The organism is Thioclava sp. F36-6, assembly GCF_002020305.1.
Classification (GTDB): domain Bacteria; phylum Pseudomonadota; class Alphaproteobacteria; order Rhodobacterales; family Rhodobacteraceae; genus Thioclava; species Thioclava sediminum.
Genome location: NZ_MPZX01000003.1, coordinates 209,117 through 232,533 on the forward strand (window position 1 = coordinate 209,117; position 23,417 = coordinate 232,533).

30 protein-coding genes and 1 riboswitch are annotated in these 23,417 nt (G+C 64.4%); of the genes, 23 read left to right on the forward strand and 7 right to left on the reverse strand.

Annotated features, from left to right (window positions below; all coding sequences use genetic code 11):
* Positions 1 to 155: 155 nt before the first annotated feature.
* The 4 genes from BMI88_RS15200 to queF all read left to right on the forward strand — a co-directional run bounded on the left by BMI88_RS15200 (position 156) and on the right by queF (position 4,513).
* On the forward strand, positions 156 to 923 hold the full coding sequence (locus tag BMI88_RS15200) for a hemolysin family protein (protein WP_232621786.1): 768 nt from the start codon (positions 156 to 158) through the stop codon (positions 921 to 923).
* 18 nt (positions 924 to 941) lie between these two features.
* Positions 942 to 2,507: an apolipoprotein N-acyltransferase gene (lnt, locus tag BMI88_RS15205; protein ID WP_078550121.1), complete on the forward strand. Its 1,566-nt coding sequence runs from the start codon at positions 942 to 944 to the stop codon at positions 2,505 to 2,507.
* A gap of 10 nt (positions 2,508 to 2,517) precedes the next feature.
* Positions 2,518 to 2,567, forward strand: a riboswitch (SAM-SAH riboswitch).
* A 7-nt stretch (positions 2,568 to 2,574) separates the two neighbouring features.
* On the forward strand, positions 2,575 to 3,741 hold the full coding sequence (gene metK, locus BMI88_RS15210) for a methionine adenosyltransferase (RefSeq protein ID WP_078550123.1): 1,167 nt from the start codon (positions 2,575 to 2,577) through the stop codon (positions 3,739 to 3,741).
* A 310-nt stretch (positions 3,742 to 4,051) separates the two neighbouring features.
* Positions 4,052 to 4,513: a preQ(1) synthase gene (gene queF, locus BMI88_RS15215; RefSeq protein WP_078520836.1), complete on the forward strand. Its 462-nt coding sequence runs from the start codon at positions 4,052 to 4,054 to the stop codon at positions 4,511 to 4,513.
* Between the two features lie 99 nt (positions 4,514 to 4,612).
* Here queF and BMI88_RS15220 read toward each other — a convergent pair whose 3' ends face one another.
* Positions 4,613 to 5,044, reverse strand: coding sequence for a DoxX family protein (locus BMI88_RS15220; protein WP_078550125.1), 432 nt, complete (start codon positions 5,042 to 5,044; stop codon positions 4,613 to 4,615).
* 195 nt (positions 5,045 to 5,239) lie between these two features.
* Here BMI88_RS15220 and BMI88_RS15225 point away from each other — a divergent pair, with 195 nt between their 5' ends.
* The 15 genes from BMI88_RS15225 (at position 5,240) to BMI88_RS15295 (ending at position 16,972) form a co-directional block, all read left to right on the forward strand.
* Entirely contained in the window at positions 5,240 to 5,686 is a 447-nt protein-coding gene (locus BMI88_RS15225; protein WP_078550127.1) for a DMT family transporter, read from the forward strand.
* Between the two features lie 33 nt (positions 5,687 to 5,719).
* Positions 5,720 to 6,466, forward strand: a complete 747-nt coding sequence (locus BMI88_RS15230; protein WP_078550129.1) for a tRNA (guanine(46)-N(7))-methyltransferase TrmB — start codon at positions 5,720 to 5,722, stop codon at positions 6,464 to 6,466.
* Between the two features lie 59 nt (positions 6,467 to 6,525).
* Complete coding sequence (aroA, locus tag BMI88_RS15235; RefSeq protein ID WP_078550131.1) at positions 6,526 to 7,875, forward strand: 3-phosphoshikimate 1-carboxyvinyltransferase; 1,350 nt, start codon at positions 6,526 to 6,528, stop codon at positions 7,873 to 7,875.
* On the forward strand, positions 7,872 to 8,381 hold the full coding sequence (locus BMI88_RS15240; RefSeq protein ID WP_078550133.1) for a hypothetical protein: 510 nt from the start codon (positions 7,872 to 7,874) through the stop codon (positions 8,379 to 8,381). The genes aroA and BMI88_RS15240 overlap by 4 nt, the downstream gene beginning before the upstream one ends.
* Positions 8,378 to 8,986 (forward strand): d(CMP) kinase, encoded by a 609-nt coding sequence (locus BMI88_RS15245; RefSeq protein ID WP_078550135.1) that lies wholly within the window; start codon positions 8,378 to 8,380, stop codon positions 8,984 to 8,986. The genes BMI88_RS15240 and BMI88_RS15245 overlap by 4 nt, the downstream gene beginning before the upstream one ends.
* 9 nt (positions 8,987 to 8,995) lie before the next feature.
* Positions 8,996 to 9,562, forward strand: a complete 567-nt coding sequence (locus BMI88_RS15250; RefSeq protein WP_078550138.1) for a hypothetical protein — start codon at positions 8,996 to 8,998, stop codon at positions 9,560 to 9,562.
* A 96-nt stretch (positions 9,563 to 9,658) separates the two neighbouring features.
* Positions 9,659 to 10,264, forward strand: coding sequence for a glutathione peroxidase (locus BMI88_RS15255; protein WP_168174003.1), 606 nt, complete (start codon positions 9,659 to 9,661; stop codon positions 10,262 to 10,264).
* Positions 10,265 to 10,461: 197 nt separating this feature from the next.
* Positions 10,462 to 12,141: a 30S ribosomal protein S1 gene (rpsA, locus tag BMI88_RS15260; protein ID WP_078520828.1), complete on the forward strand. Its 1,680-nt coding sequence runs from the start codon at positions 10,462 to 10,464 to the stop codon at positions 12,139 to 12,141.
* Positions 12,142 to 12,442: 301 nt separating this feature from the next.
* Positions 12,443 to 12,730, forward strand: coding sequence for an integration host factor subunit beta (ihfB, locus tag BMI88_RS15265; RefSeq protein ID WP_075774953.1), 288 nt, complete (start codon positions 12,443 to 12,445; stop codon positions 12,728 to 12,730).
* A 6-nt stretch (positions 12,731 to 12,736) separates the two neighbouring features.
* Positions 12,737 to 13,093, forward strand: coding sequence for a LapA family protein (locus tag BMI88_RS15270; protein WP_246831901.1), 357 nt, complete (start codon positions 12,737 to 12,739; stop codon positions 13,091 to 13,093).
* Position 13,094: 1 nt separating this feature from the next.
* Complete coding sequence (locus BMI88_RS15275; protein ID WP_078550143.1) at positions 13,095 to 13,781, forward strand: phosphoribosylanthranilate isomerase; 687 nt, start codon at positions 13,095 to 13,097, stop codon at positions 13,779 to 13,781.
* Positions 13,782 to 13,886: 105 nt separating this feature from the next.
* On the forward strand, positions 13,887 to 15,119 hold the full coding sequence (gene trpB / locus BMI88_RS15280; protein WP_078520826.1) for a tryptophan synthase subunit beta: 1,233 nt from the start codon (positions 13,887 to 13,889) through the stop codon (positions 15,117 to 15,119).
* A 139-nt stretch (positions 15,120 to 15,258) separates the two neighbouring features.
* Positions 15,259 to 15,792, forward strand: coding sequence for a PepSY domain-containing protein (locus BMI88_RS15285; RefSeq protein WP_078540699.1), 534 nt, complete (start codon positions 15,259 to 15,261; stop codon positions 15,790 to 15,792).
* Positions 15,793 to 15,874: 82 nt separating this feature from the next.
* Positions 15,875 to 16,384, forward strand: a complete 510-nt coding sequence (locus BMI88_RS15290; RefSeq protein WP_146673601.1) for a hypothetical protein — start codon at positions 15,875 to 15,877, stop codon at positions 16,382 to 16,384.
* 30 nt (positions 16,385 to 16,414) lie between these two features.
* Positions 16,415 to 16,972: a LuxR C-terminal-related transcriptional regulator gene (locus tag BMI88_RS15295; protein ID WP_078550147.1), complete on the forward strand. Its 558-nt coding sequence runs from the start codon at positions 16,415 to 16,417 to the stop codon at positions 16,970 to 16,972.
* A 4-nt stretch (positions 16,973 to 16,976) separates the two neighbouring features.
* Here BMI88_RS15295 and BMI88_RS15300 read toward each other — a convergent pair whose 3' ends face one another.
* A complete protein-coding gene (locus BMI88_RS15300) occupies positions 16,977 to 17,870 on the reverse strand; it encodes a LysR family transcriptional regulator (RefSeq protein WP_078550150.1) in 894 nt (297 codons plus the stop codon).
* A 127-nt stretch (positions 17,871 to 17,997) separates the two neighbouring features.
* Here BMI88_RS15300 and BMI88_RS15305 point away from each other — a divergent pair, with 127 nt between their 5' ends.
* Complete coding sequence (locus tag BMI88_RS15305) at positions 17,998 to 18,402, forward strand: DoxX family protein (protein WP_078550152.1); 405 nt, start codon at positions 17,998 to 18,000, stop codon at positions 18,400 to 18,402.
* 12 nt (positions 18,403 to 18,414) lie between these two features.
* Entirely contained in the window at positions 18,415 to 19,218 is an 804-nt protein-coding gene (locus BMI88_RS15310) for a VOC family protein (protein ID WP_078550154.1), read from the forward strand.
* A gap of 43 nt (positions 19,219 to 19,261) precedes the next feature.
* Here the strand turns inward: BMI88_RS15310 and BMI88_RS15315 are convergent, their stop codons facing one another.
* From BMI88_RS15315 to BMI88_RS15325, 3 genes are all read right to left on the reverse strand, one after another.
* On the reverse strand, positions 19,262 to 20,326 hold the full coding sequence (locus BMI88_RS15315) for a 5-(carboxyamino)imidazole ribonucleotide synthase (protein WP_078550156.1): 1,065 nt from the start codon (positions 20,324 to 20,326) through the stop codon (positions 19,262 to 19,264).
* A complete protein-coding gene (gene purE / locus BMI88_RS15320; RefSeq protein ID WP_078520818.1) occupies positions 20,319 to 20,804 on the reverse strand; it encodes a 5-(carboxyamino)imidazole ribonucleotide mutase in 486 nt (161 codons plus the stop codon). The genes BMI88_RS15315 and purE overlap by 8 nt, the downstream gene beginning before the upstream one ends.
* A gap of 101 nt (positions 20,805 to 20,905) precedes the next feature.
* Positions 20,906 to 21,124, reverse strand: a complete 219-nt coding sequence (locus tag BMI88_RS15325; RefSeq protein WP_078520817.1) for a DUF465 domain-containing protein — start codon at positions 21,122 to 21,124, stop codon at positions 20,906 to 20,908.
* A gap of 232 nt (positions 21,125 to 21,356) precedes the next feature.
* Here BMI88_RS15325 and BMI88_RS15330 point away from each other — a divergent pair, with 232 nt between their 5' ends.
* Together BMI88_RS15330 and BMI88_RS15335 are read left to right on the forward strand one after the other, a co-directional pair.
* A complete protein-coding gene (locus BMI88_RS15330; protein WP_078540722.1) occupies positions 21,357 to 21,767 on the forward strand; it encodes an Hsp20 family protein in 411 nt (136 codons plus the stop codon).
* A gap of 23 nt (positions 21,768 to 21,790) precedes the next feature.
* Positions 21,791 to 22,018 carry a DUF1150 family protein gene (locus BMI88_RS15335; protein ID WP_078520815.1) on the forward strand — a complete coding sequence of 76 codons (228 nt, stop codon included), beginning with the start codon at positions 21,791 to 21,793 and terminating at the stop codon, positions 22,016 to 22,018.
* A 33-nt stretch (positions 22,019 to 22,051) separates the two neighbouring features.
* Here BMI88_RS15335 and BMI88_RS15340 read toward each other — a convergent pair whose 3' ends face one another.
* Together BMI88_RS15340 and BMI88_RS15345 are read right to left on the reverse strand one after the other, a co-directional pair.
* Positions 22,052 to 22,489, reverse strand: coding sequence for a paraquat-inducible protein A (locus tag BMI88_RS15340; RefSeq protein WP_078520814.1), 438 nt, complete (start codon positions 22,487 to 22,489; stop codon positions 22,052 to 22,054).
* A gap of 36 nt (positions 22,490 to 22,525) precedes the next feature.
* The gene (locus BMI88_RS15345; protein WP_246831902.1) at positions 22,526 to 23,299 is read right to left on the reverse strand and encodes a DNA repair protein; all 774 of its coding nucleotides are present in this window, start codon (positions 23,297 to 23,299) and stop codon (positions 22,526 to 22,528) included.
* Positions 23,300 to 23,417: the final 118 nt, after the last annotated feature.

Sequence of the window (23,417 nt, forward strand, 5' to 3'; positions counted from 1 at the left end):
CGCAACGCCGCGTCATCTTTCGGAAAGGAACAATGGGACAGGTCGCCGACGGAGTTACCTCCGCCAATACCGGTAGTTCGGAAAACGCAGAACCCGGTCAGTCTTCGGAGCCCGCTTCGCGCGGGTTGCTCAGCCGCTTCTTCGGGCAACGCCCCATGGAAGAAGAGGCCCCACAGGTAGAAATGCCGCCCAAACCCGCGCCAGCGCCGCTGGGGCTGGGAAACCTGCGCAAGATGCGGGTGGGCGATGTTGCCATTCCCAAAGTCGAGATCGAGGCCGTTCCGGTCTCCATCACCCGCGACGAGCTGGTGGAGAAGTTCCGCCAGCACGGCTATTCGCGCCTGCCGGTCTTCAAGGAAACGCTCGATACGCCGCTGGGCCTTGTTCACCTGAAGGATCTGGCGCTGGAATACGGGTTCGGATCGGGCAATGGCCGGTTCTCGCTGCGCAAGCTGATCCGTCCGCTGCTCTATGTGCCGCCGTCGATGCCGATCGGTGTGCTTCTGCAGAAGATGCAGGTGCAGCGCACCCATATGGCGCTGGTGATCGACGAATATGGCGGGGTCGACGGCTTGCTCACGCTCGAGGATCTGATCGAACAGGTGATCGGCGAGATCGAGGACGAGCATGACGAGGCCGATGACGCCTATTGGCGCGAGGAAAAGCCTGGCCAATGGGTCGTGCAAGCCCGCGCGCCGGTCAACGAGTTCGAAGCGCAGATCGGGATGCGGCTCTCTGACGAGGAGGCCGATGACGAGATTGATTCGATGGGCGGTCTGGTCTTCATGCAGCTTGGCCGGGTGCCCGCCCGTGGCGAGGTCGTGGTGACCGAGAACGGCGTCGAATACGAGGTGGTCGATGCCGATCCGCGCCGGATCAAACGTCTGCGCGTGCGTCTTCCGGGAGTGGCGCCCGCCGAGTGAGCGGGCTATGACGCGCCCATGATCGCGACCCTCCGAGACGGCTTCCGCGCACCGTTGCGCCCGCGCTGGCAGAGTTTGGCTCTGGCAGCGCTTTTCGGTGTGCTGTTCGCCGCCGGGCAAGCCCCGCTGGGTCTGTGGTGGATCGCGCTGCCCGCGCTGGCGGCGTCCGTCTGGTTCGCCTCCGCCGAACGCTGGCGAGCCTCCACGATCTGGATCGGGTTCGCCACCGGCTTCGGCTATGCGCTGGCCGCGATGTTCTGGATCGTCGAGCCTTTCATGGTCGAGGCCGATGTCTATGGCTGGATGGCGCCGTTTGCGCTGGTCCTGATGGCCGCGGGTATGGGCGTCTTCTGGGCGATCGGCTACGGGCTCGGGGCCTATGCGGGGCAGGGGCCGCGCTCGCGTGCGCTCGGGATCGCGCTTGGCATGGCGGCCTCGGATGCGCTGCGCTCTTACGTCTTCACCGGATTTCCATGGGTGCTGGTCGGCCATATCTGGATCGGCTCGCCCGTCGCGCAAGCGGCGGCCTTTGTCGGTCCGCTGGGGCTGAGCCTGATCACGATGCTGATCGCGGCGGCACCCGCGATGACGCGCGGGATGCGGATGCCTGCCGCCTTCGGGATCGTGGGCGCGGCGCTGGTCGTGCTGGTCGGGCTGTGGCTTGGCGGGGTAGCGCGGCTCAATGCGCCGGTGGCGCCGAGGGCTGAGCCGATCACCCTGCGGCTTGTACAGCCCAACGCGCCGCAGAACCTGAAATGGCTGCCGGAATACCGGATGAAGTTCTTCCAGCGGCTGCTGGACCTGACGAAAGCCGATCCTGCACCCGGCCAGCCGAAACCCGACCTGATCGTCTGGCCTGAAACTGCGGTGCCTTTCCTGCTCGACCGTCCGATGGGCGGGCTGGAGATGTCGACCGAGGCGGCGGGTGGGATCCCGCTCGCGATGGGGGTGCAGCGCAGTGAAGGCAGCCGCTATTTCAATTCGCTGGCCGTCATCACGCCCGATGACCGGATCGAGGCGCTTTACGACAAATCCCACCTCGTGCCCTTCGGCGAATACATGCCCTTCGGCGATGCGCTGGCGAAAATCGGGATCACCGCCTTCGCCGCACAGGTCGGCAACGGCTATTCGTCCGGGCCGGGGGAGAAGCTGCTGAACTTGGGCAAGCTCGGCCATGTTGCGCCGCTCATTTGCTACGAGGCGATCTTCCCGCAGGACCTGCGCGGCTTCGCGCAGCGGCCCGACTGGATCTTGCAGGTCACGAATGACGCGTGGTTCGGCACGCTCAGCGGGCCCTATCAGCATTTCGCGCAGGCGCGGCTGCGCGCGATCGAACAGGGCCTGCCGCTTGCGCGCGACGCCAATACCGGCGTCACTGCGATGATCGACGCGAAGGGGCGGATCACGGCGAGTCTCGGGTTGGACAAGATGGGCAAACTCGACGTCGAACTGCCGCCGAGCCTGCCGCCGACGCTCTATTCCAAGCTGGGTGACGCTCCGTTCATCGCGCTGATTGTTGCAGCCTTAGCGCTTCTTTCAATCTTTGCGCGTATTTCGATTGACCCGACCGGCAGGCGCTCCTAGCTAGAAAGCCGAACCACCCCAACGGCTTCCTGACGGGGTGGGGATATCAACAACGGAGCACCCTTCAATGGCACGCGCGAATTACGTCTTCACCTCCGAATCCGTTTCGGAGGGGCATCCCGATAAGGTCTGTGACCGGATTTCGGATGCCGTTCTCGATACTTTCCTGGCCGCAGAGCCCAACGCGCGGGTGGCCTGCGAGACCTTCGCGACGACCAATCAGGTCGTGGTCGGCGGCGAGGTCGGTCTGGCCGACAAAACCAAGCTCGCCGAATATCTCGAAGGCATCGACAAGATCGTGCGCGAATGCGTCAAGGATATCGGCTACGAGCAGGACGAGTTTCACTGGGCGACGCTGAAAGTCGCGAATTTCCTGCACCCGCAATCAGCCCATATCTCGCAGGGCGTCGACAAGGACGGGGCTGGCGATCAGGGGATCATGTTCGGTTTCGCCTCCGACGAGACGCCCGAACTGATGCCTGCACCGATCCATTACTCGCACGCGATCCTGCGCCGTCTCGCCGAGGCGCGCAAATCGGGCGCCGAACCCGAGCTGCGCCCCGATGCGAAATCTCAGCTGTCTGTGCGCTATGAGAATGGCCGCCCCGTCGGCGTCAGCCAGATCGTGCTTTCGACCCAGCACGCGCATGAGCATCAGACCTCGGATGACATCCGCGCCATCGTCGAACCCTATATCCGCGAGACACTGCCCGAGGGCTGGATCACGCCGGAGACCGAATGGTGGGTGAACCCGACCGGCACCTTCGTGATCGGCGGTCCGGATGGCGATGCGGGCCTCACCGGGCGCAAGATCATCGTGGACACCTATGGCGGCTCGGCCCCGCATGGCGGCGGCGCGTTCTCGGGCAAGGACCCGACCAAGGTGGACCGCTCGGCGGCCTATGCAGCGCGCTATCTGGCGAAGAACGTGGTCGCGGCAGGCATGGCGCGCAAATGCGTGATCCAGGTGTCCTACGCGATTGGCGTGGCGAAACCGCTGTCGATCTATGTCGACACGTTCGGCACCGGCGAAGTGCCTGACGAGGTGATCGAAAAGGCCGTGGCGCAGGTGATGGACCTGACGCCGAAAGGCATCCGCGACACGCTCGATCTGTGCAAGCCGATCTACGAACGCACTGCGGCGTATGGTCATTTCGGCCGCGCGCCCGAGGCCGATGGCGGCTTCTCGTGGGAGAAGACCGATTTGGTCGAGGCGCTGAAGAAGTCCGTGTAAGGCGTGCTTTTCTGGAATGTGCGACGGGCAGGGGGAAACCGCTGCCCGTTTTCTATTGCGTGAGGGGCGCGTCCGACCCTTGGGTGGGCGCTTTCCTCCGCTTGAGGCTTGGCGCTTTATCTCGGAAGCCCCGAACGAAGTTAGAGCCCGCGCTATCATCGCCAAAGCGCCCTCCCATGGGGAGGGTCGGGCGCGGCCCGGGCTAGCCGCCCGGGCCATTCGTTCGAAACGGCGCAGCGAGGTTTGATTTGACGGCGGGCCTGCGTGGCCTTAGTGCCGCGCGAACGCTTCTCGACGGAAAGACCATCCCATGAGCACCGATACCTCCGGCCTGACCCAGCTGGGCCAATCGACCGACCTGCCGCAAACGCCCGACGAGGCCGTGCTGGAGCGCGTGCCCCAGCCGCGCAAAGGCGAGCGCTATCTCGTGCGGTTCACAGCCCCCGAATTCACCTCGCTTTGCCCGCTGACCGGCCAGCCTGATTTCGCGCATATCATGATCGATTACGTCCCGCGCGACTGGCTGGTGGAGAGCAAATCTCTGAAGCTCTTCCTCGGCGCGTTCCGCAATCACGGGGCGTTCCACGAGGATTGCTCGGTGATGATCGGGCAGCGTCTGCGCGATCTGCTGGAGCCCGAATGGCTGCGCATCGGCGCCTATTGGTACCCGCGCGGCGGCATCCCGATCGACGTCTTCTGGCAAAGCGCGCCGAAGCCCGAGGATATGTGGATCCCCGATCAGGGCGTGCCGCCTTATCGCGGCCGCGGCTGAGTTGATCTTGCAATGAGAAAGGCCCCGCATCGGCGGGGCCTTTTCCGTTTTTCGGAGGGTGGGGCGCTGCCCTTGGCTGGTCGCCTCGGGCGTTGTCGCTTACGCGGTGACCCGGCCGGTGTGCTGGGTGTTTTCACGGGCATCGAGCGACCATTTGCCCGCGCCCTGCGCCACGATCATCAGCATGCCGCCCGCGATCGAGATGTTCTTCATGAAGTTGATCATCTGGCCCTGCGCTTCCATGCCAGTTATGCCGAGGCTCGGGACGTAGTGGAACAGGAAGCCGGAGATGAGGCTGAAGCCCGCGAGCAGGAAGGCTACGATCCGCGTCTTCCAACCGAGCAGCAATGCGATGCCGCCGCCCAGTTCGGTCAGGATCACGAGCGGCAGAAGCGCGCCGGGCACGCCCATCGCTTCCATGTAGCCTTGGGTCCCGGCATAGCCGGTGATTTTTTGAAAGCCCGCGATGATGAAGATCTGGGCGAGGAGGAGGCGGCCGAGCGGGGCCGCGAGGTCGGTGAGTTTCGTCATGGAATCTATCCTTTGTGTCGTCGTCTGATGGAACCGGAGGCGATGGCGACAGGGTCTACATTGTGCGTAAAAATTTGGAATACCGATAAAATTACAGAATATGCGCAAAAACGAACAGAACTAGCGCTTTGCGATCCACCTTGCACCCCCAGCCCTTCCGCGCCACTCTCCGCCGAAAACCGGAGGAGAAAGACCATGCCCGACGCCCTGCGCTATGCCGCGATCATGCTTGCTGCCGGGATCGGCATTCCGGTCCTCGCCGCACTCAACGCCCAGCTTGGCAGCCGCATCGGCTCGCCCGCGGTGGCGGCGGTGGTACTGTTCTCCGTGGCGCTTCTGGGCGCGGTTCTGGCCGTCGCGGTCACGACAGGGCCCTCGAGCTTCGCGCGCATCCCCGATCAGCCGAAATACCTGTTTCTCGCAGGCGTTCTGATCGCCTTCTACGTGCTCTCGATCACCTTCATCGCGCCGCGGTTCGGGGTCGGCAATGCGGTGTTCTTCGTGCTGCTCGGACAGATGATCTCGGCCGCCGCGATCGACCAGTTCGGCCTGTTCGGGGCGCTCGTGCGGCCCATCACCCTGCTGCGCGGGGCGGGGATCGGCTTCATGTGCCTCGGGCTGTTCCTCATTCAGAAGGCTTGAACCTTTCGAGCGACGCGGCTAGAGGCCCCTCCCATGAGCGAGAATGACACCCCCGAACAGCCCTGGCGCAACTTCTACGGTCGCCGCCACGGCAAGACGCTGAACAAGGCGCAGAAGGAATATCTGCGCGAGGACCTTCCGGGCCGTCTGCCCGGTCCCGTCGGTTGGGACGTGAACCCCGACCGCGAACCGCTCGACATGGAGGCGCGGTTCAAGGGCAAGCCGGTCTGGCTCGAAGTGGGCTTCGGCGGGGGCGAGCATCTGGCGCATATGGCGCAGACCTATCCGGAGGTGGAGTTCATCGGCTGCGAGCCTTTCGTGAATGGCGTCGCAATGCTTCTGGGCAAGCTGCGGCGCGAGAAGATCGCGAACGTCGCGGTCCATCCCGGCGATGCGCGCGACCTGATGGACGTGCTGCCCGCGGGTTCGATCTCGAAGGCGTTTCTCCTCTATCCCGACCCGTGGCCGAAATCGAAGCACCACCGCAGGCGCTTCGTGACGCAGGAGCATCTCGAGCCGCTGCACCGCGCGCTGAAACCGGGATCGGAATTCCGCGTGGCGACCGACATCCCCGATTACGTCCGCCAGACCGTCGAGGAAGTGCCGCAAGCCGGATTCGAGCCTCTGTTCGACGTGCCAGCCGCGTTCGATTTCGACGATCCGCAGCCGGTTTCGGGCGATTGGGATACGCCGTGGGCGGACTGGCTCTCGACGCGCTACGAACAGAAAGCGCTGCGTGAGGGCCGCAAGCCGCATTACCTGACCTATCGGCGGATCTGAGCCCTTCCGCCTCCCGCCAGATCGCGCTAACAGGGGCGCGTTGAAATAAGGGAGGCACTATGTCCGGCCACGGCACTCCGATCAAAATGACTTCGCGCAAATGCGGGCCCCTCAAGGGCACGGCGGAGGTTCCCGGCGACAAGTCGATCAGCCACCGCGCGCTGATCCTTGGCGCGCTCTCGGTGGGCGAGACGAAGATCACCGGCCTGCTCGAAGGCGAAGACGTGCTCGACACGGCCAAGGCGATGCGTGCCTTCGGGGCCGAGGTCACGCAGCACGGTCCGGGCAGCTGGTCGGTGCATGGCGTGGGCGTGGGTGGATTCGCCGAGCCCGAAGACGTCATCGATTGCGGCAATTCCGGCACCGGCGTGCGTCTGATCATGGGCGCGATGGCGACCTCGCCGATCGTTGCGACCTTCACCGGCGACGGTAGCTTGCGCAAACGCCCAATGGGCCGCGTGACCGACCCGATCCGGCTGTTCGGGGCGCAGGCCTTCGGACGTCATGGCGGGCGTCTGCCGATGACCATCCTCGGCGCGCCGAGCCCCGCGCCCGTGCGCTACGCGACGCCGATGGCCTCGGCGCAGGTGAAATCGGCGGTGCTGCTGGCGGGTCTGAACGCGCCCGGTCAGACCGTCGTGATCGAGAAGACTCCGACCCGCGATCATACCGAACGGATGCTGCGCGGCTTCGGCGCCGAGATCACCACCGAGGTGACCGAGCAGGGCCATGTGATCACGCTACAGGGCCAGCCGGAACTCAAAGCCCAGGAGGTCGCCGTGCCGCGCGACCCGTCTTCGGCCGCTTTCCCGGTCTGTGCTGCGCTGATCGTACCGGGTTCGGAGATCGTGGTGCCGGGCGTCAGCCAGAACCCGACGCGCAACGGGATCTTCATCACGCTGCGCGAGATGGGCGCCGATCTGACCTTCGAGAACGAGCGCGTAGAGGGCGGCGAGCCGGTGGCCGATCTGCGCGTGCGCTATTCCAAGCTGCACGGGATCGATGTGCCCGCCGAGCGCGCCTCGGCGCAGATCGACGAATATCCGGTGCTCTCGGTCGTCGCGGCCTTTGCCGAAGGCGTGACCCGGATGCCCGGCGTGCATGAGCTGCGCGTGAAGGAAAGCGACCGGATCGACGCGATGGCGCGCGGGCTGGAGGCCAACGGCATCAAGATCGAGGAAGACGAGGACACGCTGATCGTGCATGGCTGCGGCCCCGAGGGCGTGCCCGGTGGCGGCACGGCGGTGACCCATCTCGACCACCGGATCGCGATGAGCTTCATGGTTCTGGGCATGGCCGCGCAACAGCCGGTCTCGGTCGATGACGGCTCGCCCATTGCCACATCTTTCCCGATCTTCGAGGACCTGATGGCCGGGCTTGGCGCGGAGATCGTCCGGGCGGACCGGTGAGCCGGGCGCAGGTCGCCTTTGTCCTGCTCGCGGCCCTGACGGGGGCGGTCTATCTTGCGATGACGCTCGTTACCTTGCCGCATCTTCGGGATGCGGCGGGCGGTCTGGCGCCGTTCGATATGCGTCCGGGCGGCTACAGTGCTGCGCAGGCCCGGGCGTTCCTCGATGCGCTCGATGCTCCGGCGCGACAGTATTACCTCTCGGTTCAGCAGCGGCTCGATCTTGTCTTTCCGGCCCTGGAGGCGGTGACGCTGATTGTCGCGTTTCGTGCCCTTGCAAAGGGCTGGCTTGCCGTGGTGTTGTCGATCCTAGCGGCTCTTGGTGCTGTGTTTGACTATCTCGAAAATCATGCCGTTGCCGCATTGTTGCGGACCGGCACGGTAACGGATGACATGATCGCCTTCGCGAGCAGATGGACGCTTCTGAAGAGCGTCGCAGTCTCTTTGAGCCTGACGGCCCTGGCGCTATTGATCCTGCGGGCAGTTTATTTGCGGATGAAACGATGAAATTCACAGTAGCCATCGATGGCCCCGCCGCTGCGGGCAAAGGGACGATCAGTCGGGCCGTGGCCGAGCGGTTCGGGCTGGCGCATCTCGATACGGGTGCGCTCTATCGCGCGGTTGGCATGAAATCCGAGACCGAGGGGCTGGAGCCCATCGCTGCGGCCAAGGCGCTTTGCCCCGAGGATCTGGAGCGCGACGATCTGCGCACGATGGAAGCGGGGCAGGCGGCCTCGATCGTGGCCGCGATCCCCGAGGTGCGCGCGGCATTGGTGGCGTTTCAGCGCGACTTCGCGGCGCGCGAGGGCGGTGCGGTGCTCGACGGGCGCGATATCGGCACGGTGATCTGCCCGCAGGCGGAGGTGAAGCTGTTCGTGACCGCCTCACCGGAGGTGCGCGCGCATCGGCGCTGGCTCGAGCTCGGCGGCGATGAGGCCGACGTGCTGGAGCAGGTGCGCGAGCGCGACGCCCGCGACATGGGCCGCGCCGACAGCCCGCTGCGCCCGGCGGTGGATGCGCTGGTGATCGACACGTCCGAGCTGAGCATCGAAGAGGCGGTCGCGCGCGCCGCCGATCAGATCGAGGCCCGCCGCGCGGGCGATCTGGACTAGGGGGCGGGGATGCTACGCTGGGTTCTCCTCTCACTGGTTCTTGCCTCACAGGCCACCGCCGAGGGGCGCCCGCAGGGGCTGTTGTGGAGCGAGACCGACCTGCCGCGCACCTTGCCGCTGCAGATCAAATCCGCCCCTGATCGCGATCTCTATATCGTGCTGCGCGATGCCAAGACCGGGCAGGACGTGATGGGCGCCTATGCGCAGGGCGGTGAATTCTTTCGCCTGCTGGTGCCGCCGGGACGGTTCGAGGTGCAGGTGGCGCTCGGGCCTGCGGAAGACTGGGAGGGCGGCGCTGCGCTGTTCGGCCCCGAGACGGAAAGGCTACGCCTCGACCCGCCGCTCGATTTCGGGGTCACGGGCTACGCGCGGAAGGGTGGGCATCTGATCGATCTGCGCGATCTCGGCGATATCGGCCAGAAAAGTCTTGGAATCTGTCAGCGCCTCGCGCTCGATTTCGACAGCGTGAACACCGCGCCGGAGGCGGTGCGCCCCGGCGTAAAGCCCCGTGACCCAATGGAAATACCGGAGTTCCCGGAGCCGAAATACCGCCGCGTCGACCGCATTTGCGATTGAAGAAAAGGGGCGCGTGAAATATATCTTCACGAAGTGGTGAACTTTTTTCCCGACTCTCGCGTTGGGTATTGGTGGATGTATTTCGAGGGTGGACCGATGCGCTTGTCCCTGATTTTGGCCTGCATGCTGTCATGCGTGTCCTTTGCGACCGCTCCGGCACGCGCCGACGGCCCGGCGGCGACGCCTGAACCGATCGCGGTGAAAGCCCGGTCCGCGATGCCGGTGCCGGGGGACCTGTCCTTCGATCTGGTGGAGGGCGAGACGGTCTCGCTCGCCGATTTCCGCGGCAAGGTCGTGCTGGTGGTCAACACCGCTTCGAAATGCGGCTTCGCCCCGCAATTCACCGAGTTGCAGGAAATGTCGGAGACCTATGGCCGCGAGGGTCTGGTGATCCTCACCGTGCCGTCGAACGATTTCCGGCAGGAACTCTCCAGTGCCGAGGAAGCCAAGCGCTATTGCGCGCTGACCTTCGGGGCCGAATTGCCGATGGCGCAGCTCGCCAAGGTGAAGGGGCCGCAGGCGCATCCGTTCTATCGCTGGATGCGCGAAACCGAGGGGTTCGAGCCGAGCTGGAACTTCAACAAGGTGCTACTGGGCCGCGACGGCTCGGTGATCGCGACCTATCCCGCCAGCGCAGAGCCCCTTTCGACCTGGATGCTGGGCGACGTCAAAGCCGCTCTCGCAACCGCGAGCCGAGGCTGAGCGAAAGGCGCTCGCGCCCTGCCTATGACGCAATAAATGCTTGCGATACTGGCTGATCGCGCCTATATGGGCGCGGTCTGAGACAGGTTGGGACTCACCCGACCCGTATGCTATTGCAGCACGGACATTCCAACGAAAGACCGGCGGAGCCAACCGCAAGGCCAGAAAACCGAAGATGAAAAGGAAAATCTGAACGCATGTCGCAAAATGCAACCATGGACGAATTCGAAGCCCTTCTGAACGAGAGCCTCGAAATCGACACCCCGAACGAAGGTTCGGTTGTTAAAGGTAAGGTCATCGCCATCGAAGCGGGCCAGGCCATCATCGATGTCGGCTACAAAATGGAAGGCCGCGTCGAACTCAAAGAATTCGCCAACCCCGGCGAGGCTCCGCAGATCGAAGTCGGCGACGAAGTCGAAGTGTATCTCGACCGTGTCGAGAACGCTCGCGGCGAAGCCGTTATCTCGCGTGAGAAAGCCCGCCGCGAAGAGGCATGGGATCGTCTCGAAGCAGCTTACGCCAAAGAAGAGCGCGTCGAAGGCGCCATCTTCGGTCGCGTCAAAGGTGGCTTCACCGTTGATCTGGGCGGCGCTGTCGCGTTCCTGCCCGGCTCGCAAGTGGACGTGCGCCCGGTGCGCGACGCTGGCCCGCTCATGGGTCTCAAGCAGCCGTTCCAAATCCTCAAGATGGACCGTCGTCGTGGCAACATCGTTGTCTCGCGTCGTGCGATCCTCGAAGAGAGCCGCGCCGAACAGCGCGCCGAAGTCATCGCCAACCTCTCCGAAGGTCAGGTCGTCGATGGTGTGGTCAAGAACATCACCGAATACGGTGCGTTCGTTGATCTGGGCGGCGTCGACGGTCTGCTGCACGTCACCGACATGGCATGGCGCCGCGTGAATCACCCGTCCGAGATCCTGTCGATCGGCGAGACCGTCAAGGTCCAGGTCGTCAAGATCAACAAGGAAACCCACCGCATCTCGCTCGGCATGAAGCAGCTGCAGTCGGATCCGTGGGACTCGGTCGAGTCGAAGTTCGCTCTGGGTTCGGTCCACACCGGCCGCGTGACCAACATCACCGACTACGGCGCGTTCGTCGAGCTGGAGCCGGGTGTCGAAGGTCTCGTGCACGTGTCCGAGATGTCCTGGACCAAGAAGAACGTCCACCCCGGCAAGATCGTTTCGACGAGCCAGGAAGTCGACGTCATGGTCCTCGAGATCGACACCGCGAAGCGCCGCGTCTCGCTTGGCCTCAAGCAGACCATGCGCAACCCGTGGGAAGTCTTCGCAGAGACGCATCCGGTCGGCACCGTCATCGAAGGCGAAGTCAAGAACATCACCGAGTTCGGTCTGTTCGTTGGCCTCGAGAACGACATCGACGGCATGGTGCACCTCTCGGACCTCAGCTGGGAACAGCGTGGCGAGGATGCGATCCAGGACTACCGCAAAGGCGACATGGTCAAGGCCGCTGTCACCGAAGTGGACACCGACAAGGAGCGTATCTCGCTCTCGATCAAGGCGCTCGACGCCGACACGTTCTCCGATGCCGTTGACGGCGTGAAGCGTGGTTCGATCGTGACCGTGACCGTGACCGCGATCGAAGACGGTGGCGTCGAGGTGGAATACAACGGCATGAAGTCGTTCATCCGCCGTTCGGACCTCGCCCGCGATCGTGCCGACCAGCGCCCCGAGCGCTTCCAGGTTGGCGATCACGTCGATGTCCGCGTGACCAACGTCGACTCCAAGACCCGTAAGCTGGGTGTGTCGATCAAGGCGCGTGAGATCGCTGAAGAGAAAGAAGCCGTGGAACAGTACGGTTCGTCGGACTCGGGTGCGTCGCTGGGCGACATCCTGGGTGCCGCGCTCAAGGGCGACCAATAAGAGATCGAGCCGCTTGGCTCAACGAAAGGCCCCGCCGTTTGGCGGGGCCTTTTTCGTTCCGCAAAAGCTTGGCGATCTGCGACGACGATTCGCGCAACGGGTGACGCGTGGGCGGGCGAAGCGCTGAATTTCTGCGTTTGCGAAGGCGCTTCCGTCGGCGGCAGACCGCTAGGGGCTCGATTTTACGTGGATTTTCCGGGTCTTTGCTGTTCCGCGTTGCAACGATTGGTCCTATAATTACGAAATGACGCATGTAAGAGCCGGGGGACACCCGGCCAAGCCCGTGGGGGGAGATAACAAGATGATCCGCTCTGAGTTGATCACCAAGATTGCCGAGGAGAATCCGCATCTCTACCAGCGGGATGTCGAAAAAATCGTAAATACGATCTTCGACGAGATCACCGAGGCGCTGGCCTCGGGCGACCGCGTCGAGCTTCGTGGGTTCGGGGCCTTTTCCGTCAAGAAGCGCGACGCGCGCACCGGGCGGAACCCGCGCACCGGCGAGGCGGTTGAGGTCGAGGAAAAACACGTACCCTTCTTCAAGACCGGTAAGCTGCTGCGCGACCGGCTGAACGGGAAAGAGGAATAAGAGCTAATGATTCGAGCGCTTCGGCTGCTGTTTCTCGGTCTGCTCGCCGTGGTCCTGATCGGGCTGGCGCTGGCCAATCGTCAAATCGTCACGCTGCGGGTGCTGCCGCTCGAGGCGGGCGGCTTCCTTGGCTGGGACTGGGCGGTTCAGGTGCCGTTGTTCCTCGTGATCCTCGCGGGCGTTCTGCTGGGTCTGCTGATCGGCTTCGTCTGGGAATGGGCGCGCGAGTCGCGTCTGCGCCGCAATGCCCGCCAGTCGGACCGCAAGGCGCGCAAGCTCGAAGCTGAAGTTCAGACGCTGCGCCACGACAAGACCGGCCCGAAGGACGACGTGCTGGCGCTGCTCGAACAGCCCTCGCGCTGAGATGCCGACCGTTGCCATAGACCGCAATGCGCAGGGTCTCGCCCGCGTCAAGATTTGCGGGCTGCGCAAGGCCGAGGATATCGCCGCCGCCGTCGAGGCGGGCGCGCGCTATGTGGGCTTCGTCTTCTTCGCCAAATCCCCGCGCCATCTGGAAATCGCCGAGGCGCGCGCGCTGGCCCAGGAGGTCGAGCCCGGCATCGCCAAAGTCGGCCTGGTGGTGAACCCCTCGGATGAGCTGCTCACCGAGATCACGGATGCCGTGCCGCTCGATATGCTCCAGCTTCACGGTTCGGAGACGCCTGAGCGCGTGACGGAAATCCGCGCCAAGTTCGGCCTGCCGGTGATGAAAGCCGTGGGCGTGGCCGATGCCGCCGATCTGCCGAAGATCGCGGAGTATGAGGCGGTGGCCGATCAGATACTGCTCGACGCCAAGCCGCCGAAAGAGGCGGAGCTTCCGGGCGGTAACGGGCTTTCCTTCGACTGGCGGCTGATCGCCGGGCGCACCTGGGAAAAGCCGTGGATGCTGGCCGGCGGGCTGACGCCGGAGAACGTGGCCGAGGCGATCCTGCTGACCGGCGCGCGGCAGGTCGATGTCTCCTCGGGCGTGGAGAGCGCGCCGGGCGTCAAGGACCCCGAGAAAATCCGCGCTTTCGTTCATGCTGCCCGTCAGGGAAGTGACGGGGCGTAGCGGGGCCCCGCGCAATCGAGTATTTTTAGCCAGAAGCCGGGGCGGGGATTTATCTCGTCTCGCTTTGACGCTAGACCGATCCTCACGACAAGCGCGAGGTGTGCCATGGCTGACGATCTGATCAATTCCTTCATGAATGTGCCCGACGAGAATGGGCGGTTCGGCATTTTCGGTGGCCGCTTCGTGTCCGAGACGCTGATGCCGCTGATCCTCTCGCTCGAAGAGGAATACGAGAAGGCCAAGACCGATCCCGATTTCTGGGCGGAGATGGACGACCTCTGGAAGCACTATGTCGGTCGTCCGTCGCCTCTGTATTTCGCGCCCCGCATCACCGAAGAGCTGGGCGGCGCGAAAATCTATCTCAAGCGCGACGAGCTGAACCACACCGGCGCGCATAAGATCAACAACGTGCTGGGGCAGATCCTGCTGGCGCGGCGCATGGGCAAGACCCGGATCATCGCCGAGACCGGCGCGGGCCAGCATGGCGTGGCCACCGCGACCGTCTGCGCGAAATTCGGCCTCAAATGCGTAGTCTATATGGGCGCCACGGACGTCGAGCGCCAGGCGCCCAACGTCTTCCGGATGCGCCTGCTGGGCGCCGAAGTCGTCCCGGTGAAATCGGGCCGTGGCACGCTGAAAGATGCGATGAACGATGCGCTGCGCGACTGGGTGACCAATGTGCGCGACACGTTCTATTGCATCGGCACGGTCGCTGGGCCGCATCCCTATCCGGCGATGGTCCGCGACTTTCAGTCGATCATCGGCAAGGAAGTGCGCTGGCAGCTTGAAGAGCAGGAAGGCGAGGGGCGTCTGCCCGATACCGTGATCGCGGCGATCGGTGGCGGCTCGAACGCGATGGGCCTGTTCCATCCGTTCCTCGACGACAAATCCGTGCGCATCATCGGGGTCGAGGCTGGCGGTCACGGCGTCGACGAGAAGATGGAACACTGCGCCTCGCTCACCGGCGGGCGTCCGGGCGTGCTGCATGGCAACCGAACCTATTTGCTGCAGGACGAGGATGGGCAGATCCTCGAAGGGCATTCGATTTCGGCGGGGCTCGATTATCCGGGCATCGGTCCCGAGCATAGCTGGCTGCACGACACCGGCCGCGCGGAATATGTGAACATAACCGACAAGGAGGCGCTGGAGGCGTTCCAGTTCTCCTGCCGTCTCGAAGGGATCATCCCCGCGCTCGAGCCCTCGCACGCGCTGGCCCATGTGATGAAGATTGCGCCTGACCTGCCCAAGGACCATATCATCGTGATGAACATGTGCGGGCGCGGCGATAAGGACATTTTCGCGGTCGCGAAGCATCTCGGCTTCGATATGGACGCATAAACTCAGGTTTACGGCGTACAACCTGAGGTTTATTGCTCCTCCATAACCCAATTGGCAATGGACCGGCGGGCGTTGTCCGCTGACCCTTTGCTCCGACGTCGCAGCCCGCGGCGGACAATTGTTCCGGAGGAGATAGAAGATGAAAATGAAATCCACCCTCGCCGCGCTGGCGGCTCTCGCGGTCTCGGCGCATATGGCACAGGCTGAAGTGTCCACGGACGGTATCGCTGCCGATCTGCAGGCCAACGGCTTCACCAATGTCGAGATCAAGGTCGGCCCGACCCAGGTGAAGGCCGAGGGTTACAACCCGAACGGCACCAAGATCGAAGTGGTCTACGACCGCGCCACCGGCAAGATCCAGAAGCAGGAAATGTCGCGGACGCGCGCCGGCTATGACATGACGCAGGGCGTCAGCGTCCGTCAGCAGTCGGAAGATTTCTACGACGGCAGCGACGACGACCATATGGACGATCACGGCGACGACCATTCGGGCAGCGACGATCACATGGATGACAGCCACGACGACGACCACACCACGTCCGATTCCGATCACAGCTCGGATGACGGCGGCTCGCATGAGAGCGGCTCTGACGATGGCGGTTCGCATGACAGTGGTTCCGACGGCGGCGGGTCGCATGACAGCGGCGGCGACGACGGTGGCGACGACGACTGATCCGAACGGACTTGCCCGGTGCCATGTGCGCCGGGCATAATCCTCTGAAATGCCGCGTTCGCGCGCGGGGGGAGTTTTGCCGATGAGACTGCGCAGAGATCTGGCGATAGCCGCGTTGATCGGCGCGCTGAGCGTGCCCGTGGCGCCAGGGCTCGCGCGGGCCGAAACCGCGAGCGAAGCGGTCACCCGGCAGCTCAAATCCTACGGCTACCAGAATATCGACGTGCACCGGACCTTGCTGGGCCGCGTGCGCATCACCGGCACCCGCAAAGGCGTCGAGCGCGAAATCGTCCTCGATCCGCGCAGCGGCGAGATTCTGCGCGACCTGTCCCGCTCCAGCCGTACGCCGATCCTGAACAATAGCCCTCTGGGCGGCACCGCCTCGGGGAGCTATTCCGCGACCTCCACCTCCGACCGCACAACGACGACCTCCGATAGCGACTCCTCCGACGACTCCTCGGACGATAGCAGCAGCGCGTCGGGCAGCGACGATGGCGGAAGCCATGACAGCAGCGACAGCGACAGTAGCGGTGGCGGCGGCGGCGACAGCGGTGGCGGAGACGATGGCGGCGGGGAAAGCGACGATGATTGACGCCTCGGACCGACCGGCGGGAGCGGCGCTATGACGTCGCGGCTGCGCCGTGCGGTGCTTGTCGGGGCGATCTTGCTTTTCCAGGCGGTCTGCGCGCTGTTTTTCATTTCCGATATCCTGCTGTCGGTCTTCGGCCTCTATCCCGCGCCGATCAGCTGGCAGAACCGTGAAATCCTCGAACTCGGGGCCGCGATCGGCCTTGTTCTGGGCCTCGCCCTCGGCGCGTTCGCCCTCGCAGGGGCGCTGCGAGAAGGCGCACGGGCGAAGGCGCGTCTACGCCGGGCGACCTCGGCCTTCGAAGACCTGCTGGAAGAGCGCTTCTCCGACTGGGGCCTCACGGCGGCAGAGCGCGAGGTCGCGCTTTTTGCGATCAAGGGGCTGAGCACGGCGGAGATCGCGGCGCTCCGCGAGACGTCCGAGGGCACCGCCAAGGCGCAAAGCGCCGCGATCTACCGCAAGGCGGGGGTGAACGGGCGCGGTGCGCTTCTGAGCCTTTTCGTCGAGGACATGATGGATCAGCGCGCCGAGGCGGCGCAGCGCGAAGATACGGCGACGAAGCAAAGCGTGACGGCGGTGGCCAAGGGCTGAGCGCTCAGGCCCGGAGGGCGCGCGTATCCTCATAGGCGAAATCGATCAGCGCGCGCAGCTTGCGCGGCAGGCGCGGCCCGTCGAGATAGACCGCATGAAGCGGGATGCGCAGCAGCGTCTCGGGCGGAAACAGCGAGACCAGCCGCCCCGCCGCGATCTCCGGCTCCAGCACGAAGTCCGGCCCATAGGTGATGCCATGCCCCGCCAGCGCCAGTTCGCAGGCGGCGCGCCCGCTATTCACGCGGATCTGCGCCGGAACGGGCAGGGTGGCGATGTCTCCGCCCGCGCGATAGCGCCAATGCGGGATCGCGCTGTGATTGGTGTCGTGGATACAGCGGTGATCGGCCAGATCGGCGATCTGGGCCGGGCGGCCCGCACGTTCGAGATAGGCGGGAGAGGCCACGACGCGCATCCCGATCTCACCCAGCTTGCGCGCCCGCAGGGCCTGATCGCGCAGCTGTCCGATACGAAAGGCGAGGTCGATCCCCTCGGCGGCCAGATCGGTCGCCGCATCCGAGAGCGTCAGGTCGATCACCAGATCGGGGTGGGGGGCGGCGAAGCGTGCGAGCATTTCGGCCAGATAGACCTCGCCGAAGGTGACCGGCGCGGAGATCCGGAGCACACCGGAAAATCCGCGCGATTGTTCCGACACCGCTCCCAGAAGATCGTCGAGCCCGTCGAGAACGCTTGGCGCCTCGGCCAGCAGACGCTCGCCCGCGGGCGTCAGCCCGATCCGCCGCGTCGTGCGTTGCAGAAGGCGCGTGCCCAGACGGTCCTCCAGTTCGGCCACGTATTTCGAGGCGAGCCGGTTGGAGATGCCCAGCTGCTCCGCCCCTGCGGTGAAAGAGCCCGCGCGGGCGGTCGCGACAAAGGCGCGGAGTTGTTCGGTGATGTCCATCGCTATTCAGAACAAAATGGTAAAAGTCATTCCTGATAATATCCATTTTATTCGCTAACGGAATGGCTAATTTCCTCGCTGTAACGCGAACACACCGCACAGAGAGTGCGGCTACAGGAGACAGACCATGATCGACACCAAACTCGCCCCCTACGGCATCCTCGTCCTGCGCCTTCTGACCGGCGCTTTGTTCCTCGTCCACGGGCTGACGAAGCTGTTCGTCTTCACCCCGGCCGGCACGATGGGCTTCTTTGAATCGCTGGGCCTGCCCGGCTGGCTCGGCATCCTCACGATGGCGGCAGAAATTCTCGGCGGTATCGCCTTGATCACCGGCATCTATGCGCGGATCGTATCCTTCGGGCTCGGCTTCATCCTGCTCGGCGCGGCCTTCACGGCGCATTGGGGCAATGGCTTCAGCTTCTCGAACCAGGGCGGCGGCTGGGAATATCCGGTGATGTGGGCCATCGTGCAATTCGCGCTCGCGGCTCTGGGTGACGGCCTCTATGCGCTGCGCCCGACCAAACTGAAGTGACAGGAGGAGACGATGGCTACCAGTGATGCAAATGTCGAAATCGGCCATGTGACCCTCGTGGTGCATGACCTCCCGGCGGTGGGTGCGTTCTACGAGAGCGTGCTCGGGCTGGAGCGGATCTCGGGCGACGCAACCGAGGCGCGCTACGGCGTCGACGGCAAGGTGCTCGTGATCCTCAAGGCCGACACATCGGCGCGTAAATCGAGCCGGTCGGAAGCGGGACTGTTTCACACCGCCTTCCTGCTGCCCGAGCGGGCCGATCTGGGCGCGTGGCTGAACCACGCCGCAGAGACCGGCATCCGGCTCGACGGGGCGTCCGATCACCTCGTCAGCGAGGCGGTCTACCTGCACGACCCCGAGGGCAATGGCATCGAGATCTACCGTGACCGCGCCCGTGAGGACTGGCCGCGCAAGGATGGGATGATCGCGATGGTGACCGATCCGATCGACCTGCGCGACGTGATGGCAGAGGCCCGTGGCCCGTGGCGCGGTGCGCCGAAAGGCACGGTGATCGGCCACGTTCACCTTCAGGTGGGCGCGCTCGACCCGGCGGAGCCGTTCTATGCCGAGACGCTCGGTGCGGATGTGATGGCCCGCTATCCGGGGGCGAATTTCCACGGCTGGGGCGGCTATCACCACCACCTCGCCACCAATGTCTGGAACAGCCGTGGCGCCAGGGAACGTCACCAGCCCGCGACCGGTCTGGTCGAGGTGGGGCTGAAGGCGGACGCAGAGCCGCTCGCCGCCTTCCGCGAGGCCTATGGTGACAGCGTGGCCGACCCGTGGGGCACGCGCTTCAATTGGTCCGCGAAATGATCTGAGCTAAGAAAAAGGCGCCCGCGATGGGCGCCTTTTTCACTTACAGGATGTGGTTCACATGGCCCATCTTGCGACCGGGCTTCACCTCGGACTTGCCGTAGAGATGCACCTGATACCGCGCGAGCTTCGCCAGTCCCGGCACCCGGTCCATGTCGTCGCCGATCAGGTTCTCCATCTCGACATCGCAATGGCGCGAGCCATCGCCCAGCGGCCAGCCGGTGACGGCGCGGATATGCTGCTCAAACTGATCGACTGCGCAGCCCGCCTGCGTCCAGTGGCCGGAATTGTGCACGCGGGGCGCGATCTCGTTCACGATCAGCGCGTCGCGGGTGACGAAAAGCTCGACCCCCATCACGCCGACATAATCGAGCTTGTTCAGGATCTTGGCCGCCAGCAGAACCGCATCGGTGCGCTGGTTGTCGGTGATCGCGGCGGGCACCAGCGTTGTGCGCAGGATGCCGCCCTCATGCTTATTCTGGCCCGGATCGAAGCAGGAGATCGCGCCATCCTCGGCGCGCGCGCCGATCACGGAGATCTCCTTGAAGAACTCCACGAAGCCTTCAAGGATCGCGGGCGCGCCCTTCATATCCTCCAGCGCGGCGGCGGCCTCTTCGGGCGCGTTGATCACCACCTGACCCTTGCCGTCATAGCCGAAACGGCGGGTCTTCAGGATCGCGGGGCAGCCGATCTCGGCAATTGCCTCCTGCAGGTCCTCGAGATCGTCCACGGCGGCGAAAGGCGCGGTGGCGAGGCCCAGATCGTTGAGGAAGGCCTTCTCGACCAGACGGTCTTGGCTGACGGCCAGCGCCTTGCGGTTCGGGCGGATCGGCTTGAGGCTTTCCAGAAGATCGAGCGCCGAGGTCGGCACGTTCTCGAATTCATAGGTGATGACGTCCACCGCCTCGGCAAAGGCGCGCAGCGCGGCCTCGTCCTCGTAAGGTGCAGTCGTCACCGCATGGGCCACGTCGCCTGCGGGCGGGTTCGCGCCCGGCTCGAAGATATGGGTCTTGTAGCCCAGACGCGAGGCCGCGACCGAAAGCATCCGACCCAGCTGACCGCCGCCGAGGATACCGATCACCGATCCATAGGGCAGGGGCTCACTCATCTTCCGGCTCCTCCTTGATCGAGGCCGAGAGCTTCTCGCGCCAGTCGTCGAGCCGCTTCGCCAGATCCGCATCCGACACGGCCAAGATCCCCGCCGCCATGAGACCGGCATTAGCCGCGCCCGCAGCCCCGATCGCCATGGTCGCGACCGGGAAGCCCTTGGGCATCTGCACGATGGAATAGAGGCTGTCGACGCCCGAGAGCGCCCGGGTCTGCACCGGCACGCCGATCACCGGCACGCGGGTCTTCGAGGCCATCATGCCCGGCAGGTGTGCGGCACCGCCAGCGCCTGCGATGATGACGTGCAGGCCGCGTTCCACGGCCGTCTTGCCATACGACCAGAGCCTGTCGGGAGTGCGATGGGCCGAGACGATCTTCGCCTCGTATTCCACACCGAGTTCGTCGAGAATTTCCGCCGCCTCTTTCATCGTGGACCAGTCGGACTGGCTGCCCATGATGATTCCCACTTTCACGCTCATGACGCCCCCTTTGCAGATGGAGCGCGCACTATAGGAATCTGTGCCGTCGCGGCAAGCCCCGGAGGCGCGCAGGCGCCGATCGGATTGGTCGGAGGTCGGGTTCAGGCGATGATGTCGGGGGTGAGCTGGTCTTCGATCCGCGCGATCTCGTCTTTCAGGGCCAGCTTTTGCTTTTTCAGCCGCACAAGGCGCAGCTGATCGGAATGCACGGCCTGCGTGAGCGCCAGGATCGCCTCGTCCAGATCGCGGTGTTCGCGGCGCAGCACTTCCAGTTTTACCCGCAGCACTTCTTCATGATCCATCTCGAGATGGGCGTTCATATCCGTATCGTCCGGTTCTGGTTGCGCAAAAGATCATCCGCCCGACTCGGCCAAGGCGGTCAGGTGGGAGGGTCAATATAACAGGTTTCGAACGACTTAGGAGAAAATTTGCCAGCAGCGTAAATGGTCGGCGGGGTCTTGCAGGGGGCTTCCACGCCGCCCATATTTGATCAGTGGGCTGCCGAAGATCGGGGCCCGAACTTGCAACGTCGCTTGATCAAGGGCTTGCCGAATGACGAAACTGAGTTTTGGCGCACATCCCTACCTGCTGGGCTTCGACCAGTTGGAACGGCTGGTGGAACGCACCGCCAAGGGATCGGATGCCTATCCGCCGTATAACATCGAACAACGCGGCGAGGATGCGTTCCGCATCACGCTCGCAGTGGCAGGCTTCCGCGAGGAAGACCTCGCGATCACGCTCGAAGACCGGGCACTCGTGATCCGCGGCCGTCAAAGCGAAGAGGACAGCGAACGCCTGTTCCTACATCGCGGGATCGCCGCACGGGCCTTTCAGCGCAGCTTTGTGCTCGCAGAAGGGGTCGAGGTCGCAGCCGCGACGATCGAGAACGGTCTACTACATGTCGATCTGAACCGGGCCCCGCCCGAGACGATCGTGCAGACCATCCCGATCGAGCGGAAATGAACAGGCAGGAAAGGAAACGCGCAATGAATACGGAATATGATTTCGGCGATAATGCCGAGCATCCCATCGTCTATGTCCGCGAAGTGGCGGTCGTCGATCTGCCCGAGGAAATCCGGGCCGAGCTGGACGATGTCGATCACCTCTATGCGGTGCATGACAGCGATGGCGAACGGCTCGCGCTGGTGAAGGACCGCAAGCTGGCCTTCTCGCTGGCCCGGCAGAACGATCTGGACCCGGTCTCGGTCCATTGATCGGCTGAAAGGACGCGAAAGGCGCCCGGGGGATCACCCTCGCGGCGCCTTTTTCATTTCCAGATGCGAGATCGCGAAAGAGGCCGCGACGCATCCAGTAAACAGGTACAGCCCCCAGGCCGTCTCGAGCCGCCCGACGCCCACGCCCTTCGCCACCACGATATAGATCGCGATCAGGAAGATGTCGGCCATCGCCAGCTTGCCGAGGATATTGAGCGCGGGCAGCAGGCGCGGCGCGGCCAGATCGAACTGGATCAGCGCGACGCCGATCACCTTCAGATAGGGGGCAAAGAGCGCGAGGAAGCTGACGAGCAGGGCGAGGAACACATCCGTCCGCCACAACGTCTGCAACCCACTGAGCACCGAAATCTCCTCCAGCCCGAAGAAGGGCAACAGCCCCGCGCGCAGAAGCGGCGCGGCCCAGGCGAGGGGGAAGAGTAGCAAGAGCGCCAGATTGGCGTATTTCAGCATCGGCCGGAGCTCACCCCAAGGGGCGCTCAGGCCCCGTTACGACTTGGATTCTTTCTTCGCGATCGGCACCACGTTGGGCTGCGGGCCGTCTTCGATTTCGTAGCCCAGCAGCGGCAGGATGTCACGCAGGTCGCGCTCCAGCAGGCTGAACTCGGCACTGACCTCGCGCTCTTCGGTCTCGACATCGGTCAACCATTCGCGCAGCTCCGAGCAGGTCCGGCGGGCGACAGAAATCTGATCGCTCAAGGTCTCGGCCTCTTGCTGGCGCTGTTCGAGGAAGGCGCGGGCGCGTTTGACTTTCTCGGCGGAATAGACCTCGGCGAGATCGCGCGATTGCAGGCTCATCTGCGCGGCCAGTTCCAGAAGTTCGGGCTCCAGCCCGCCCAGATCGGGATGCTGGCGCAGATGAGTGATGCGCTCGCGCACCGCGTCGAATTCGCCCGAGAGTGCGAAGGCGCCCGCGCGATCGGAATCGTGGGCGCTGCGATAGGCGCGGGCCACGTCATCCATGCCGACATGAAAGCGGCGATGGCTGCCTTCGAGCTTCGACACGCGCGAGCAGGAGGGCAGATAGAGCAACAGAATCAGCGCCAGCAAGGCCGCGCCCACCTGCAGCCAGACACCGAAATCGGGCAGGGCGGTTTCGCCGAATTGCGCCTCGAGGCTGAGCCAGGGCATCAGGCCGAGCGACGCGGCTGCGACCGCGCCGATGGCGGCAAGCGCGGTGACTACGACAGTGACGGTGAGCGTTTGGCCAATCGCCGCGTTGAAACGGTCTAGATTGGCGCTTCCTACCTGTTCGGTTTGCATGATGTGACCTCCCCCCGGTTCCCATATTGAAGATAGCGGCCCGTTCCGGTCCGAGATCGAGTCTCGTTGGCGGATCAAGCACTTGGGGAGAATGCGCGGAAATTCGCTTGGTTCCGCA